The sequence below is a fragment of the Corynebacterium liangguodongii genome (genome assembly GCF_003070865.1).
GTDB classification, from domain to species: domain Bacteria; phylum Actinomycetota; class Actinomycetes; order Mycobacteriales; family Mycobacteriaceae; genus Corynebacterium; species Corynebacterium liangguodongii.
This window is the reverse complement of the sequence record NZ_CP026948.1, coordinates 232,240-249,049: the sequence shown is the minus strand read 5'-3', so window position 1 is coordinate 249,049 and position 16,810 is coordinate 232,240. Positions and strand designations below refer to the sequence as shown.

The window sequence follows — 16,810 nt, the reverse complement described above, 5'->3', positions numbered from 1 at the left end:
GTTGGGGCACCCTGTGGGGCCCCAAAATCATGACATTCTCGCTGCCAGTATAGGGCAGCCCTAGTCGTCCTTGCCACGGAATGCGGCGCGGGCACGCTCGGCGTTGATCGCGCCAACCGCGTCGAGCGGGATGCCCGCCGGGCATACGTCGGCGCACTCGCCGAAGAGCGAGCAGTGGCCGAAGGTGGTCTCTAGCTCGTCGACCATTTGCCGGGCGCGCTTGCCCCGCTCCTCCTTGCCCAGGGGAAGCAGCTTGAGGTGCTTGAGCTTCGCCCCGGTAAAGAGGTGGGCGGCACCGTTCGGGCAGGCGGCAACGCAGGCGCCGCAGCCGATGCAGGCCGCGTAGTCGAGCGCAAGCTCGGCCGTCTGGTGGTTGACGTGGAGGGTATCCGCGTCCGGGGCCGTGCCGGCTGCGACGGAAACGTAGCCGCCCTGCTGCATGACGCGGTCGAGGGCCGAGCGATCGACCGCGAGGTCCTTGATCACCGGGAACGCTCCGGAGCGGAACGGCTCGATGCGCAGAGTGTCGCCGTCTTTGTAGTTGAACAGGCGCTGCAGGCAGGCGGTCGTGTTCTGGCCCGCGCCGTGGGGGCGCCCGTTGACGGTGACGCCGCAGGTGCCGCAGATGCCTTCGCGGCAGTCGGAGGCGAAGGTAAACGGCTCCTTGCCCTGCTCGACGTAGGAGTTGTTCACGTGGTCGAGGAGCTCGAGGATGGACATCTGCTCCACCGCGTCGTCTACCTGGACGGTTTCAAAGCTTCCCTCAGTATCGGGTCCGGCCTGACGCCAGATCTCAAGTGTCAGTTTCATTACTTGTAGTTCCTTGCCATCAGTGGGATCGAATCGAAGTAGAGCGGCTCGGCGTGGCGGACGAAGGCGTCCTTGCCCGCCGGCTCCCAGGCGGAGACGAAGCACCAGTTGTCGTCGTCACGCTGCGCCTCGCCGTCCTCGGTGAGGTGGTCATCGCGGTAGTGCGCACCGCAGGACTCGTCGCGGTCGAGCGCGTCGATGCACATCAGCTCGCCGAGGTTGATGTAGTCCGCCAGGCGGATCGCGGCCTCGAGCGTCTGGTTCATATCATTCGGGCTGCCCGGGATCGAGATGTTGGCCCAGAAGTCTTCGCGGAGGCGGCGGATCTTGTCGATGCCGGCCTTGAGCCCCTCGACGGTGCGGGCAACGCCGCAGTGCTCGTAGAGGATGTCGCCGAGCTGCTCGTGGAAGTGCTCCGGGCCGTGCGGCTCGGGGCCGCTGACACTCATGAGGCGCTCGATCATGTCCTGGGCGCGGGTCACGGCCTCGTGGACCTCGGGCGCGTCGATGTCGAGCACCTCCTCGCCGAGGTGGCCGGCGAGGTAGTTCGGCACCGTGAACGGGAGCGTGAACCAGCCGTCGACGGACGCCGAGAGCAGCGAGTTCGCGCCGAGGCGGTTAGCGCCGTGGTAGGTCCACGAGCACTCGCCGGCGGCGAACAGGCCGTCGATGGAGGTCATCTCGTTGAAGTCGGTCCACAGCCCGCCCATGGTGAAGTGCACGGTCGGCGCGATGCGCATCGGCTCCTTGTACGGGTCGGAGCCGGTGGAGTCCTCGTACATCTCGAAGAGGTTGGAGTAGCGCTCGCGGATGGTGCCCTCGCCGAGGCGCTCGATGGCGTCGGTGAAGTCGAGGTAGGCCGAGTTCTTCAGCGGGCCCACGCCAAAGCCGGCGTTGAGCTGCTGGGAGATCGCGCGGGAGGCGACGTCGCGGGGCACGAGGTTGCCGAACGCCGGGTAGCGGCGCTCGAGGAAGTAATCGCGCTCCTCCTCCGGGATGTCCTTCGGGTCGCGGTCGTCGCCCTTCTGCTTCGGGGTCCAGATTCGGCCGTCGTTACGCAGCGACTCGGACATCAGCGTCGTCTTCGCCTGCCACTTGGCGTTGACGGGCAGCCCGGTCGGGTGGAACTGGACGAAGCACGGGGATGCAAGGTAGGCGCCGCGCTCGTAGGCGCGCATCATCGCCGAGGCGTTGGAGTTCTTCGCCAGCGTCGTCTTGTGGTAGACGTTGCCGTACCCACCGGTGGCCAGCACGACCGCGTGGCCGGTAAACGGCGTGATCTCCCCGGTGATGAGGTTGCGGGTGACGATACCGCGGCAGCGTTTCTTGCCCTCTTCGTCGGCCGCGACGACGAGGTCCATGAGGTCGTGGTGGGTGAAGATCTCGACGTTGCCCAGGTGGATCTGGCGCTGCAGGGCCGAGGCGGTGGACAGCTGCAGCTGCTGGCCCGTTTGCCCGCGGGTGTAGTAGGTGCGCGAGACCTGCACGCCGCCGAAGGAGCGGGTGGCCAGGGTGCCGCCGTATTCGCGGGCGAACGGGGCGCCGATGGCGTTCATGTGGTCGATGACGCGGGCGGACTCGATGGCGAGGCGCCAGCAGTCGGACTCGCGGCAGCGGTAGTCGCCGCCTTTGACGGTGTCCTTGGTGTGGCGGTAGGCGCTGTCGTTATCGACCTTCTTGCCGCGCGCCGAGTTCACGCCGCCCTGGGCCGCGATCGAGTGCGCGCGGCGCGGGGCGTCGTGGTAGGTAAAGGCCTTGACCTTGTAGCCGAGCTCGCCGAGCGCGGCCGCGGCGGCGCCGCCGGAGAGACCGGTGCCGACGACGAGGACGGTGAACTTGCGGCGGTTGAGCGGCGAGACCAGGTTCATGTGGTCCTTCTGCCACTGCCACATGTCCTTCATGCGGACCTTGTCGCGGTCCGGCTCGTTGCTCGCGAGGATCCGCCCGGCGCTCACGCCGGGGACGGACGAGCTGGGCTGGCTAAACTGCGTGGGCTGTTGAGCCTGGTTGGGCGCCGTGGCGCTAAAAGCGGTAGTCATTGATCATTTTCTCCTAGTGCGCCGTTACCGAGTGAATCCGGGGATGAAGCCGAACGAGATCGCCAGGGGCATGACAACGTTGCCGATGACCACGATCATGGGCAACAGGTACGCGGCGATCACCATGATCGCGTGGCCGCGCTTGCCCAGCCAGCCGAGGTCGGACACGGCGAGGTAGATGCCGTGGGTGAGGTGGAGGAGCAGCGCCAGGTTGGCGATGACGTAGATAGCAACGACCCACCAGCGGCCCGGGGCGAAGGTGGCGATGAGGTTGTTGCGCACCGCGCCGTGGACGAATTCGTCGGAGGCGACGACCTGGCCGAGCGTGAGGTCGAGGATGTGGAAGACGACGAAGAGCAGCAGGATCGCGCCGGTGATGAGCATGGACCGGGTTGCGGTGGACTGCCAGCCGCCCATGAGGTTGGTGCGCTTGAACTTGCCGCGCGACTTCGAGGAGCGGGCCTTGAGGGTGAAGGCACCCCACACGTGGGCGACGAGGCTGGCGAGCAGCACGATGCGGATGACCCACAGTACTGCGCTGTAGGGGAAGATCGGCTCGCCCATCGAGCGCAGGAAGTGGCCGTACTCGTCGATCGGTGCGACGCCGTTGGCGTGTACGGGCATGAAGATCTTCAGGTTGCCCACCATGTGGCCGAGGACAAAGAGCCCGAAGAGTAGTCCTGTGACGGCCATGATCATCTTCACGGCCCAGGTCGGGACAGTCGGCCGCTCGCGCAGCGGCGCTTCGGTAATTTTTCCGTGACGAATTGCGTCGCGGTCTGCGTTTTGTACAGTCATGGCACCTCCAGTGTCGCTATTACTCTACGAAACGGGCTCTGCCTTTACCTACTTATCGGCCATCCTTGCCCCCGCCTGGTTCCGCCCTGTGAGCCTGAGCGCCGCCGCGCGGGGGCCCGCTACCCCGAGGTCCTGCGTTTTCGCCGCTCGTGTGAGTTTGAACACTTCTCTTTCCCATCGTGGGGTCGCTTGCACCATCTCCCACACCCAAAGGGTGTCAAACTTTCGTTCCACTCCCCTCCGGCGCCCATCTTCGCACGTCTTTGCATATTTCTTTGCTGGCGTGCTACGGGGGTGGTTTAATTCTTCCATGCCCAAAACCTACGTCGGCTCCCGGCTGCGGCAGCTGCGCCGGGAACGCAACCTCTCGCAGGCGGCCCTCGCGGCGAGGCTGGATCTCTCGGCGAGCTACGTCAACCAGATCGAGCACGACGTTCGCCCGCTCACGGTGCCGGTGCTCAAGCGCATCACGGAGGCGTTCGGCGTCGACGCGACGTTTTTCTCGCGTGACGACGACTCCCGGCTCTTAGCCGAGCTCAAAGACGTCGTCGCCGACCGGGAGCTCGGCGCCCACACCACCTCGCTCCAGGAGCTCTCCGACCTGGTCTATCGCCACCCCAAGCTCGCCCGCTCGGTCGTGGAGATGCACCGCCGCTACTCCAACGCTCGCGACACGTTGACCTTGGCCGTGGATTCGCGGGTCTCCAGCCCCCAGCAGCTGGTGATGCCGCACGACGAGGTACGCGATTTTTTCTATTCGCGCCAGAACTATCTTGACGACGTCGACCACGCCGCCGAGGGCCTCGCCCTGCGGCTCGGCGTGGAGCGCTTCGGAATCCGCGTCACCGAGCAGGCTCTTGCCTCTTACATCAGCTCGGCGCACGGGGTGGAGGTGCGCACGACCCCGGCGGAATCCGAGGTGCTCCACCACTTCGACCGTCAGGCCGGGGTGCTCACACTCTCCCCGACGCTGAGCTTGGGGCAGCGCGCCTTCCGCATCGCCTCGGCTCTGAGCTTCGTGGAGGCGGGCCCGCTCATCGACTCTCACGTGGCGGCCGAGCCGTTTTCCTCCGAGACCTCCGCCAACCTGGCACGGCGGGGGATTGCGTCTTATTTCGCATCTGCGGTGGTGATGCCGTACGCGATGTTCCACGCGGAGGCTGAGCTCAGCGGCTACGACGTCGATTACCTCTGCCACGTCTTTGGCGTGGGCTACGAAACGGTGGCGAGCAGGCTCTCTACCTTGCAGCGAGCGAACATGCGGGGCGTGCCGTTTACCTTCGTACGGGTCGACCGCGCGGGCAACATTTCCAAGCGGCAGTCGGCCACGGGCTATCACCTCTCGACCTCCGGCGGGACGTGCCCGCTGTGGGGGATCTACGAGAGCTTCGCGCGCCCCGGCGAGACAGTCAGGCAGCACGCGGAGATGCCCGACGGCCGGACCTACCTGTGGATCGCGCGGACGGTTCGCCATCACAGGGTGCACTTTCGCGAAACGGAGAAGCTCTTCGCCATCGGGCTGGGGTGCGAGACCCGCCACGCTGAGCGCACGATCTACGCGACGGGGCTCACGCTTGGCGACGTCTCCCAGGCCACCCCGATCGGCGCGGGGTGCCGCGTGTGCCCTCGCGAGGGCTGCGCGCAGCGCGCCTTCCCCTCCGTGCAGCACGACCTGAGCGTCGACCCGTATTCCTCGACGGTCGCGCCATATTAGATTTTCCCTACACTGGGGGCCATGGCTACCAAGAATTCAGCACAACGAGTAATCGACGCCCCCGCCGGCGAGATCTTCGACTTCTTGTCCAACCCGGACCGCCACGCGGAGACCGACGGCTCCGGCATGGTCGTCTCCGCGGACAAGGCCGAGCGGATCACCACGGTGGGCCAAGTCTTTACCATGAACATGACCAAGGAGGACGGGGACTACCAGACCCGCAACGAGGTCTTTGCCGTCCAGGAAAACAAGGTGATCGGCTGGAAGAACCTGAAAAACGTCACCGCCGAGGTGAGCGTCGGGGCGAAGTGGCTCTACGAGCTTGAGAGCGTCGATGCCGACCACACCCGGGTGACCTTGACTTACGACCGCTCCGAGATCGAGGATGAGGCCGTGCGCTCGATGTCGGAGAAGTTCGACGACGAGTTCCTCGAGCGCAGCCTCGACTCGGTGGCGGCCGCCGTGGCCGGCAGCTAGAGGTTAATCATGTGGCCCTCGATGCCGTGGGCCACTTCCTTGAGCGCCTCCGACAGCGTCGGGTGGATGTGGATGTTGCGGGCGATCTCCCCGGCGGTGAGGTCGAAGCGCTGCGCCAGCGTGATCTCCGGCAGCAGCTCGGAGGCGTTCGCGCCGACGATGTGGCAGCCGAGGATTTCCCCGTGCTCGCCGTCTGCGATGAGCTTGGCAAAGCCCGCCTGCTCGGCGAGCCCGACGGCCTTGCCGTTAGCAGAGAACGGGAAGACGGCGACCTTGATATCCCGCTCGGGCCAGTTCTTGCGGGCCTGCTCCTCGGTATACCCCATGGAGGCGACTTGCGGGTTACAGAAAGTCGCGCGCGGGGTCATCATGTAGTCCTCGATCGGCAGCGTCTCTGCGCCGGCGATGGTCTCGGCCGCGATGACGCCTTGGGCCTCGGCGACGTGGGCGAGCTGGAGCTTCGCCGTGACATCGCCGATGGCGTAGATGCCGTCGACGTTGGTGCGCAGGCGATCGTCGACGTTGATCGCGCCGCGCTCGGTGAGCTCGACGCCGGTGTTCTCCAGGCCATAGCCCTCAACACGCGGGGCGAAGCCGACCGAGATCATCACCCGGTCCACGGTCAGGGTCTGGGTCTCGTCGGAGCCGTTCTTCGTGATGTCTACCTCTACGGTTTCGCCGTTGTCGCGCACCGCGGTGGTGGCGTGGCCGGTGAGGATTTTCACACCGAGCTTCTTGTAGGCGCGGGTGATTTCCTTGGACACGTCCTTGTCCTCGTTGGGCAGCACGCGGTCCATGTACTCGACGACGGTGACCTTCACCCCGTAGTTGGAGAGCACGTAGGCGAACTCCATGCCGATGGCGCCGGCGCCGACGATGACCATCTCCTTCGGGGCGACGGGGTTGAGGATCTGCTCCTCGAAGGACACGACGTTGTCCGACAGCTCGATACCCGGCAGCGAGCGGACCACGGAGCCGGTGGCGATGATGCAGTTGTCGAAGGTGACGGTCTTGCCCTTGTCGTCACCCTCGGTGATCTCGATCGTCTTCGCGTCGATAAACGAGCCGAGGCCGTTGATCTCGGTGATCTCGTTTTTCTTCATGAGGTAGTGGACGCCGCCGACGATCTTTTCGGAGACCTTCCGCGAGCGCTGGTGCGCGTCCGCGTAGTCGAACTCCACGTCACCCTTAATGCCGAAGGTCTTGGCCTCCTTGGTGAAGATGTGGGCCACCTCGGCGTTTTTGATCAGGGACTTCGAGGGGATGCAGCCTACGTTGAGGCAGACACCGCCCCAGTACTTCTTCTCCACCACGGCAACCTTCTTGCCGAGCTGGGCTGCGCGGATGGCGGCGACGTAGCCACCGGGCCCCGCGCCGAGGACAACAACGTCAAAATGTTCTCTACTCACGCCCACCAGGATACGTCTTCTTGCGCCTCGGCGTCCGCTTTTTGTGGGGGCCTAGAACAAGCCGAGCGCGAGCGCCGCGTTGGAGGACGCGGAAGAGCCTGCGTGGATGAGCTGGCCGAGGAAGTCGTTGATCTGGAGCTGGAGGGTTTCGAACGGGTTCATGGCTGTCTTCCTTCTTGCTTGTGCGTTGGGTGAATTGGTCTGTATCCGGTATCGCGGGGCGGGGCTACGTCGTTTCATCGGTCGTTTCGTAGCTATCGCTTCGCTAGCGGACATTGTGGCACGCGGGCCCGCGTCACGCCATTACCGGTAACGACAGTAACACCACCGGTATCAATCCGTAACAGTTTTCACCCAACTCACAAGTGTGGGTACTTACGGGTCGAAAAATTCCGAAACGTGGGATAGGTTTACAGCGATAGGGTCTGCAGCAGGCACCACAAGGTACCCGCACCACCCCCCACAGATAGCTGCCAGATAGAAGGATGTCCATGAACCTCAAGCGCTCCGTTCTCGCCACCACCGCGGCGATCTCGCTCGCCCTCGGCACCGCACCGGCGGCGTTCGCAGGCGCCAACCCCGACACCGTCACCGCCGCCACCGTCGCCGGGGATACCCCCGTGGGCACGGTCAAGGCGTGGGACGCCAAGACGGAGCCGTCGCTGACCATCCCCGGCGGAAAACCGCAGTCCTGGACCCAGCAGGTCGATCACAAAAACGTCCTGAGCTACAAGGTCTACTCCCCCTCGATGAACAAGGACATCCCGATCGCGGTCATCCCGGCGACGAATGAGGCCGGCGAGCGCGTCGACGGCGCCCCGATCATCTACCTGCTCAACGGTGCCGGCGGCGCCGAGCAGGACGCCGACTGGCTGAAGATGTTCAAGGCCGTCGACTTCTTCAAGGGCAAGGGCGTCAACGTCGTCATCCCGCAGGCTGGCGCGTTTACCTACTACACCGACTGGCTGGATGACAACGTCCAGGGCACCTACGTCAACGGCCCCCAGAAGTGGGAGACCTTCCTCACCAAGGAGCTGCCAGGACCGATCGAGGAGACACTGAAGGCCGATAACCGCCGCGCCATCGTGGGCTTTTCCATGTCGGGCACCTCTTCGCTCGTCTTGCCGGCACACAACCCAGGCTTCTACGATGCCGCAGCGTCCTTCTCCGGCTGCGCGGCCACCTCTTCGTTCCACGCCTACAACTTCGCCCGCCTGACGGTCAACCGTGGCTCCGGCACGGCCGATTTCAAGACGGTGACCCCGGAGCAGATGTGGGGCCCGATGGGTGGCGCTTACAACCGCTACAACGACGCGCTGCTTAACGCCGACAAGCTCGCGGGCACCGCGCTCTACATCTCCACCGCGACCGGCTTGGCCGGGCGCCCGGACCAGGTCGGCTACCTTGTCGGCCAGGGTGCCTCCGAGCCGGTGGCGAGCGTTGCGGCGACCACGCTGCAGGTTGAGGGCGGTGTCATTGAGGCCGCGATCAACAAGTGCTCCCACGACTTGCGCGCCAAGCTCGAGCACCTGAACATCCCGGCCACCTACGAGTTCCGCAACGCGGGTACCCACTCCTGGCCGTACTGGCGCGATGACATCGTGGAGTCCTGGGAGACCACCATTAAGCCGGCGTTCGGCCTCTAGGCTCCGCCCGGCCCCACGCTCCTGGCACCTCCCCGGGGCGGGTATGATGGGCCGACGATGAAAAAGCACAGGCTGCGCTCGACGCCGGTTCCCGGCACCGTCGACGCCTACACCGGCGTGGCGTTCAACCTCGGCTTCCACGTGCACCATTACGATGTGGACCTGGACTACAAGGTGGGGCCCAATCGCCTCCACGGCACGGCGACGCTCACGCTGACCACGTGGCGCGAGCTCGAGCACCTCACCCTCGACCTCGCCGAGTCGATGTCCGTGCGGCGGGTTACCGCGCGCAGCGCGACGGGCGGGGCAATCGAGGTCAAGAGGTTCCGTCAGTCGGGCGGGAAGCTGCGCGTGAGCTTTACCGCGCCGGTTCCGGTCGACGAGGAATTCCAGCTCGCGGTCACCTACGGAGGCAACCCGGCCCCGCGGCGCACCGCGTGGGGGCTCATCGGATGGGAGGAGCTCACCGATGGCTCCCTCGTCGCCAGCCAGCCCAACGGCGCACCGACGTGGCTGCCTTGCGACGACACTCCGGATGAAAAGGCGACCTATACGTTTCACGTCCGCGCGGATCGCGGCTACGCGGTGATTACCAACCCCACAACGAGGCCGATGGCGAGCTACCTCGCTACGGTGCAGGTCGGCGACTACGCCCGCCACCAGCTGGGCCGCAATACGTACGCGTGGCTGCCGAAAAACACCCAGCCTGGGGACTTCGCCACACAGCAAGACATGCTGGACTTCTTCGAGGAGACTTTCGGGCCCTACCCCTTCGAGCGCTACGAGGTCGTCGTCACGGAGGATCCCCTCGAGATCCCGCTCGAGGCGCAGGCGATGTCCATTTTCGGGGTCAACCACCTCACCGGCCACGAGCGCCTCATCGCCCACGAGCTCGCGCACCAGTGGTTTGGCAATTCCCTGGGCTTAGCGCAGTGGAACGACATTTGGCTCAACGAGGGGTTTGCGTGCTACAGCGAGTGGTTGTGGGCGGATCACGTCGGTGGGGACGTCGATAAGCATGTGCGCGAGCACTACCGCAAGCTCGCCCCGCAGGACTTCACTCTGGCCGACCCGGGCCCGCGCAACATGTTCGACGACCGCGTGTACAAGCGCGGCGCGATTGCGCTGCATGCTTTACGACGCCTCGTCGGCGACCCCGCCTTCTTCACCGCCATCCGGGACTACACCTCGCGTAACGCGCACGGCGTGGTGGAGACCTTCGACCTCATAAACGCCTTCAAGGCAGCCGCTCCGGGAAAGGACGTCGAAGCCGTCATCGACGCCTGGATCAACCACCGAGAGCTCCCGGAGTGCCCGTGAGGAACCTCTCCTACGCCACGGCGTTTGCGGCGCTCAGCGGCTTTGCCGTGCTATGGGTTGCCCAGCGCGTGCTCGATATCGGAACGGATTACCGCTACTTCGCCGCTTATTGGAGCTTGTTTTTCGCCTCCGCCGGGATCATCGATGGGCTGACCCACGAAACCACCCGCTCTGTCGCCTCCGACCGCGCGGCGGGCACCGCTAACCCGTGGCGCGCTGCGGGCCTCATCGCGGCTCTCGTCGCCGCCGCATCGCTGGCCCTCGGGGTGGTGTTGATGGGCCGGGTCGTGCCCACTGCCCCGCTGGCGGCCACCGGAATCCTCGTCTTCGGCCTCGTCAGCTACGTCTTCCAGGCGGCGCTCTCGGGGGTTTTAAGCGGGGCTGGTCTGTGGAGCCAGTACGCCGCGCTCGTCGCGCTCGATTCCGGCATCCGACTCGCCATCGCCATCGCCGCGTGGGCCCTGGGCTGGCAGCTATGGGCCTTCCTCGCCCTGACGGTCATCGGGGCGGTGAGTTGGACCGTCATCCTGGGGTGCTCGCCGCGGGCGCGGGGCAGCATCGGGCTCGCGCTGGATACGCACCCTTTCGAGTTCTACCGGCGTGTGGGCTCCGCGATGGTGGCCTCTGGCGCCTCGGCGGCCATGATCACGGGCTTTCCGGTGGCCGCGAGCGCGGCGTTTCCCTCCGGCGACGGGACGACGGTCGCGGCAGTCATCAACGCCGTCATCCTCACCCGCGCGCCCGTGCTCGTGCCCTTGCAGCGCTTCCAATCGGCGCTTGTGGTGAGGTTCGTCGAGAAGCGTGAGCGGATCTACGCAGCGCTTACCGCCCCGCTTGGGGCCGTGCTGGCCTTAGGCGCCGTGGGTTTCGTCGCCGCCTGGGTAATTGGCCCGGTGATCTTGCGCTTCGCCTTCTCCCCGGACCTCTTCGTCCCGGGGCTCACCCTCGGCGCGCTCACCTTCGCCTCGGCGTTCATGGGCGCGCTGATGATCACCGGTGTGGCCGTGCTCTCCACGGAGCGCCACGGGGTGTACGTCGCGGGCTGGGTGGTCGCGACGGTTGTCGCGTTCGTGCTGCTCTTCGCCCTGCCCTACGGGGTTGTGACGAACGTGTGCGCGGCCCTGTACGCTGGCCCACTTGCCGGAGCCGCGGTGCATGCAATAGGTCTACGTCGGTAGGGTTTTGACCCATGGAACGCGTTCTGGTCACCGGCGGCGCCGGGTTCATCGGCACCAACTTCGTCCGTTTGCTGCGTGAGCGACGCCCCGGGGTGCACATCACCGTCCTCGACGCGCTGACGTATGCCGGCAACCGCGCCAACTTGGACGGACTCGACGTGAAATTCGTCCACGGCTCGGTGACCGACGCTCAACTTGTCGACGCCCTCGTTGCCGCCGCCGACACCGTCGTCCACTTCGCCGCCGAGTCCCACAACGACAACTCGCTTGCTAACCCTGCCCCCTTCGTCCACACCAACGTGGTAGGCACGTTCACGCTGCTGGAGGCCGTGCGGCGTTACGACACCCGATTCCACCACATCTCCACCGATGAGGTCTTCGGCGACCTGCCGCTTGGCGGGGACGAGAAGTTCACCGAAACCACCGCCTACAACCCCTCGAGCCCGTACTCGGCAACCAAGGCCGGCTCCGATCACCTCGTGCGCGCCTGGGTGCGCTCCTTCGGTATCAAGGCGACGATCTCGAACTGCTCGAACAACTACGGGCCGTACCAGCACATAGAGAAGTTCATCCCGCGGCAGATCACGAACATTCTCGACGGCCGCCCCGCCAAGCTCTACGGCAGCGGCGCGCAGGTGCGCGACTGGATCCACGTCGACGACCACAACGACGCCGTGCTCGCCATCTTGGAGCGGGGAACGATCGGGGAAACCTATAACATCGGCGTCGGCGGCACACACGTGACCAACAAGCAGGTCGTTGAGATGATCTGCGAGATCATGGGCGGCACGTACGAGCACGTCGCCGATCGCCCCGGTCACGACCAGCGCTACACCATGGACGCCACCAAGCTCACCCGCGAGCTCGGGTGGCGCCCCCGCCACGCCCCGGAGCTGCGCACCGGGTTGGAGAGCACCATCGCGTGGTACTCCGAGCACGAGGATTGGTGGCGGGGCGCGAAGGAGGGCGTGGAGAAGCGATATGCGCAAGGCGGGCAGTAGGGCCCCAAACCCACGTATGCTGTGTACGACGGCGCGCAAAAACAGGCGGCCGAACACAACGGTAAGGACGAAGATGGAATTCCCACCACTGTCGCGAGAACTCCTGATAAAGGCGCTGAGCAACCTCGGCGTTACAGCAGGCCCCGACGAGGACGGGGTGCTGGGAGCACGCTTTCCCAACGCGGTCGCCCAGTTCTACCTAGATGAGAATTTCCTTACCGCCCACACGATTTGGAACGAGGTGGTCGCTCCCTCCTCCCAAGCCGAAGTCCTCGAACTGGTCAACACGCTCAACCAAGGGATCCCCACGGGGAAAGTCTCCCCGGTTCTGGTGGAGGGAGCGCCAACGATCGACGTTCATGAGCATTTCTTCGCGGCCCACGGGTTGAGCGAAAACCAGCTGTGCATGATGCTGGACGCTTACTTCCAAATCGCCTTCATGGTCTTTGACGAGTTCGAGCAGCGCGGTTTCGCGCAGAATGCGCAGGTGTAGAGATGGGGATCTTCGGCAAGAAGCGTAATCAAAAGCAACCTCAACCCAACCTTGGCCCGGTGTCGGCTGAGCGGGCTTTGGAGGTGTGCAAGGAAGCCGGGCTGCAGGTCGACTCAATGACAACCGGAGACTACCTTGTCGGGTACAACGGGTTGCAAATTGTGGTGGCCCAGTCGCAGGACCACCTCGCGCTTGGCACATATGTCCTGGCCGGGGATGGAAATGACTACACTATTGACTACTCCACCACGTCCGACTGGGTCATTGAATACAACAACGACAACAATGGCCCGGTCGCGTTTATGACGGAGCAAACCTACGAAAACGCCCTCCGCGTCGTGCTGCACTGCGAGTACCGTATCCTTAACGGGCTCACACTTTCCGACGCCCAGTTCCGCGACGAATTACTTTACGGTCTTGATGGCGTTTCCAGGGGGATTTACCAGTTCGTTGAGTACAAGGAGTCGAAACATGACTACTGAGTGGAGCGTATCGGAATTCGCGAAGTACATGAATTCGCTTCTGAAGAGGTATGTCGCTCCAGATGACGGCCTTCCGCCAGAGGCCATCGAAGTGCGAGCAGCGTGGAAAACGCCCCAGTACGTTTACTGCGTATTTTCAGTAAAATTCAGGGGCGGTCTCGCATATGCCGGGATGGAAATGCCCCCAATGCCGGATTATGAGGATGTTTCCTCGGAGGAGGATACTGCCGTCAAGGGCTGGGCGGATCAACTGGCGGGGGACCCGTTCATCGATGAGTTGGACTACGGCCCGGGAGACGACATCGAGTGGCTCGGCGGGATGCGAGACTTTTATCCGCGTAATTTCTCAGAGGTAAGGAGGATGAAAGAAGGCGACAAAATAGACGGTGGCCTTTACTTACCCCGAACGAACCATGGCTGATTATTTATCACATCGTGGTACCCTCCTTCTCAATCCAAACTTTTTTCCATATTAAACCACCGGGGGACCACATCGCTATTACCGTTAGTCTCATAGAGCGGGAACATCGTTTTTACTCCGCGGGTCTCTAACGCCCCGGGAAGAAAAATCGCAGTTTCCACTACCCCGCGAAGATCAAAGGACCGCCCGGTACTTACCTGCGTTCCGTCACTAGTACGGAAGGCTTCATAGATAGGCGTTTCATAGACTCGGTCTTTTCCCTCCATCCTGTCTTGACAGAGCCCTCTGAAGTACTTATTGATGGTATACAGGTTCCAAATTCCGTGCTTGTAACGAATCTTGTCGTAACCCCAAGGGCCTCCCCTCTTGCCGTCAGAGCTGTACCATCCTCGGCGGAGTACTACAGGAACTCCACATCTATCCCGGGTGGATAACACAACAGCGTCAGTGTATTCGTTACCCCCAGCAACCCCGCTACTCTGTAGTGTGGGCGTGTCTTGTGTGAGCCCTCCCCCGTCGAGAAAGTCGGGGAAAAACTTGTCTAGCTGGGCTCCATGGATGCTGCCCTTTTCAAACTTTTGCTCTTTCCACCCATCGTGTTCCACTCCAGGGTCACCAACAGGGTATCCTGCGTCTCCATCAATGGCGCCTGAGTACACCCATTGGAGTAATATGTCACCCGTCAACGCGTGAGCGCCGAATTTGGGGTGCCACACCATCATTCCCTTTTGGAAAAGGTTGTAACGTCCAATCCCGTCGGGCGTGGGCATCTCGCTGGTGACTGGAAATCCGAGGGTACTGTTTTGAGCTCCCATATCTTGCCACTTGTCGTAAATTTGACCTTGAATTCCAGCTTGTACTGGCGGGACGTTGTTGTGGGTATAAATATACCCACCCTGGTACTGTTGTTTGTACCAGTTGTCCCCAAGGGAAACGTCGTTGGTCACCGGGTACCCGAAGTGCCCGCGCTCCCATCCATTGTTTGCCCAAACGACTGTTGCAGGGATACCAACGGTATGAGCGCCAGTTTCTGGATGCCAGTAAATGAACCCGTTTATGAATTCCGATCTTCTACCAACGCCGTCCGGGTTGACCAACTCGTTACTCTTGGGATATGTTAGAAAACTACGTGGGCCGCCGATGGAATCGTAAAGTTCTCGAATCGCGCCGCATACTTCAAAGGGTGAGGGCCAATAGACTTGACAGCCGGGTCTCGAATTTAAAGTCGGGTTATTTTCGTCACGCAGTTGAGCCTCTTTCACCTCTGCAAGGTCCGCCTGCTCTTTAGAGAAGCCGCCTGGTATCTTTTCCCTATCGCTACGCATCTCCCCATCCACTACAACTGATTTAGGTGATTCAGTGGGACTCCATTCAGACGTTTCCTGCGGCGGAAGTTCGACCTTGGGATTTACCGCGGAGGGCCTCTCAGCCCATTTTGGAAGTATTGGAGTGGGAAATCCGTCTGACGTTACTCGCCCCTTTGACCCCTGTGAAGCGTCTTCATTGAAGCTAGAAGGAGAAGTATCTGTTGAGCTGGCCGAAGATTGCGAAAGAGAAGACTGAGCTGTTGCGACGTTGGGCGTAGCGCTTATTAGAGCTATCGAGATCGCGGCCACTAGCTTTCGTAGGAGAAGTTTCATGATAGTCCTTGAGGCGTCGTAGTAATCGCCGGATTTTCGTGTCTTGCGATGCGGTGCGGCGGACAATACACTACAGGACGCCTGTCAATGCTGCAGGGCAAATCGTGAAAATGTTTGCGTCGTGGGCACCACGCCCACACAAGGTTGGAGGGAGTGCCGGACACATGGGGATCGGGACGACATGCAGTGGGTTCCTGCTGACGGCCGCCACTGTCATAGGCGGTGCGGCGGGCCCTTTACACGCTGCGGCGGATGAACCACCATCCCTACAGGCAACAAGCACCACACCTGTTAAAGACAACCGCATCGCCGCCTTGTGGCAGGTTATACCCCCAGACAGCACAGAGGGCACACCCCAGGCCCGCAGGCAGTGCACCACAAGTTACCTAGGCGACGGCTTCTGGCTTACCGCACACCACTGCGTCTCCCACAACCCCTCGATGGACGGCTACCTCGAGCAGTTCGACGGGCAACGGGCAGGAATCGCCGGGATCCACACACTGTCCGAGATAGACGATCTCGCCCTCATCGAGACAGGGCCCGGTATCGACGCGGATGCCTTCGACATCGCGCAGACTCCACTCGAAGTAGGCCAACAAGCAACACTGACAGGCTACGGCGAAACCCACGACTATGCCTCATCAGCGACCACGACAATCACAGGCCATCGCGACCGAATAGATTTCGGTGCCGCAATCTACACCGGCCTACTTGAAGCACGGTCTGCCACGACATCACGCTCCTGCAGCGGTGATTCAGGAGCACCCGTGTATATAGGATCAACCATCTACGCAATCCACACAGCAGGAGGCTACAACCCTTCCTGCCTCGACGGAAAAGACAAACTGATGTGGCACACCAATATCGCATCCAGGGCTGACTGGATCAACAGCACTATAAGAATGAATGCTGGGTTAACTGCAGCGGAGGAACGTAAGGCTGCCGCCGGACTCCATGCTGCCCCACCACGTAAGCCTGCGCCGAAGGACGTCGATCGGGAAACCAGCAGTTACCCTCGCAGCCCGCTGAGCAGCAGCCACTCCAGTTCCTAGCCCCTTTAGCGTGCCAATCCCACCGCAAAGAGAGCTGATTCGTTAGCAGACGTAATAATATAGAACGATACGTGCGACGGTAGTAGATTCCGTACTTACCGACTCCGATGAAGTTGTTTCCGAATGGAAGGATAAGCGGTACTCGGTTGCTGCAGGCTACGCTGGGTAGCTAGCAGTTCCTCGGCTCTTGGGGGTGCGGCGCGCTGCGTCGGCCTGGTTAACAACCCCTCAGCCGGTCATCTAAGCGTATTCAATTTTTGTTCAATTGGACGAGAAGGAACACGTCGAAAAGCGGCATGCGCACAGCGGACAATAGGATCATCCTCGGGT

Annotated in this window: 15 protein-coding genes; 10 read left to right on the top strand and 5 right to left on the bottom strand. The window is 62.8% G+C overall.

Annotated features, from left to right (window positions below; genetic code table 11):
• Positions 1-60 precede the first annotated feature (60 nt).
• From C3E79_RS01170 to C3E79_RS01160, 3 genes are read right to left on the bottom strand one after another with little or no spacing between them, the layout of a single operon-like run.
• The gene (locus C3E79_RS01170) at positions 61-810 is read right to left on the bottom strand and encodes a succinate dehydrogenase/fumarate reductase iron-sulfur subunit (protein ID WP_108403260.1); all 750 of its coding nucleotides are present in this window, start codon (positions 808-810) and stop codon (positions 61-63) included.
• Positions 810-2,849, bottom strand: coding sequence for a fumarate reductase/succinate dehydrogenase flavoprotein subunit (locus tag C3E79_RS01165; RefSeq protein WP_108403259.1), 2,040 nt, complete (start codon positions 2,847-2,849; stop codon positions 810-812). Before C3E79_RS01165 ends, C3E79_RS01170 begins: the two co-directional genes overlap by 1 nt.
• Before the next feature lie 24 nt (positions 2,850-2,873).
• Entirely contained in the window at positions 2,874-3,647 is a 774-nt protein-coding gene (locus C3E79_RS01160; RefSeq protein ID WP_108403258.1) for a succinate dehydrogenase cytochrome b subunit, read from the bottom strand.
• Positions 3,648-3,957: 310 nt separating this feature from the next.
• Between C3E79_RS01160 and ramB the strand changes: the two genes are divergently transcribed.
• Together ramB and C3E79_RS01150 are read left to right on the top strand one after the other, a co-directional pair.
• Positions 3,958-5,361, top strand: a complete 1,404-nt coding sequence (ramB, locus tag C3E79_RS01155; protein ID WP_108403257.1) for an acetate metabolism transcriptional regulator RamB — start codon at positions 3,958-3,960, stop codon at positions 5,359-5,361.
• Between the two features lie 21 nt (positions 5,362-5,382).
• A complete protein-coding gene (locus C3E79_RS01150; RefSeq protein WP_108403256.1) occupies positions 5,383-5,838 on the top strand; it encodes an SRPBCC domain-containing protein in 456 nt (151 codons plus the stop codon).
• Here C3E79_RS01150 and lpdA read toward each other — a convergent pair.
• Positions 5,835-7,247 carry a dihydrolipoyl dehydrogenase gene (gene lpdA / locus C3E79_RS01145; protein ID WP_179948298.1) on the bottom strand — a complete coding sequence of 471 codons (1,413 nt, stop codon included), beginning with the start codon at positions 7,245-7,247 and terminating at the stop codon, positions 5,835-5,837. The two genes, C3E79_RS01150 and lpdA, sit on opposite strands and share 4 nt — an antisense overlap.
• A gap of 491 nt (positions 7,248-7,738) precedes the next feature.
• On the opposite strand from lpdA, the gene C3E79_RS01140 reads away from it, so the two are divergent.
• From C3E79_RS01140 to C3E79_RS01110, 7 genes are all read left to right on the top strand, one after another.
• Complete coding sequence (locus C3E79_RS01140; protein WP_108403254.1) at positions 7,739-8,893, top strand: alpha/beta hydrolase; 1,155 nt, start codon at positions 7,739-7,741, stop codon at positions 8,891-8,893.
• Between the two features lie 57 nt (positions 8,894-8,950).
• Positions 8,951-10,213: a M1 family metallopeptidase gene (locus tag C3E79_RS01135; RefSeq protein ID WP_108403253.1), complete on the top strand. Its 1,263-nt coding sequence runs from the start codon at positions 8,951-8,953 to the stop codon at positions 10,211-10,213.
• Positions 10,210-11,391, top strand: coding sequence for a hypothetical protein (locus C3E79_RS01130; protein ID WP_179948297.1), 1,182 nt, complete (start codon positions 10,210-10,212; stop codon positions 11,389-11,391). The genes C3E79_RS01135 and C3E79_RS01130 overlap by 4 nt, the downstream gene beginning before the upstream one ends.
• An 11-nt stretch (positions 11,392-11,402) precedes the next feature.
• Positions 11,403-12,392 (top strand): dTDP-glucose 4,6-dehydratase, encoded by a 990-nt coding sequence (gene rfbB / locus C3E79_RS01125; protein ID WP_108403251.1) that lies wholly within the window; start codon positions 11,403-11,405, stop codon positions 12,390-12,392.
• A 73-nt stretch (positions 12,393-12,465) separates the two neighbouring features.
• Complete coding sequence (locus C3E79_RS01120) at positions 12,466-12,885, top strand: YbjN domain-containing protein (RefSeq protein ID WP_158268469.1); 420 nt, start codon at positions 12,466-12,468, stop codon at positions 12,883-12,885.
• A 2-nt stretch (positions 12,886-12,887) separates the two neighbouring features.
• Positions 12,888-13,367 carry a hypothetical protein gene (locus tag C3E79_RS01115; protein WP_108403249.1) on the top strand — a complete coding sequence of 160 codons (480 nt, stop codon included), beginning with the start codon at positions 12,888-12,890 and terminating at the stop codon, positions 13,365-13,367.
• A complete protein-coding gene (locus C3E79_RS01110) occupies positions 13,357-13,788 on the top strand; it encodes a hypothetical protein (protein ID WP_108403248.1) in 432 nt (143 codons plus the stop codon). The genes C3E79_RS01115 and C3E79_RS01110 overlap by 11 nt, the downstream gene beginning before the upstream one ends.
• 29 nt (positions 13,789-13,817) lie before the next feature.
• Here C3E79_RS01110 and C3E79_RS01105 read toward each other — a convergent pair whose 3' ends face one another.
• Positions 13,818-15,428, bottom strand: coding sequence for an LGFP repeat-containing protein (locus C3E79_RS01105; RefSeq protein ID WP_235840554.1), 1,611 nt, complete (start codon positions 15,426-15,428; stop codon positions 13,818-13,820).
• Positions 15,429-15,592: 164 nt separating this feature from the next.
• Between C3E79_RS01105 and C3E79_RS01100 the strand changes: the two genes are divergently transcribed.
• Positions 15,593-16,480 carry a trypsin-like serine protease gene (locus C3E79_RS01100; protein ID WP_158268470.1) on the top strand — a complete coding sequence of 296 codons (888 nt, stop codon included), beginning with the start codon at positions 15,593-15,595 and terminating at the stop codon, positions 16,478-16,480.
• Positions 16,481-16,810: the final 330 nt, after the last annotated feature.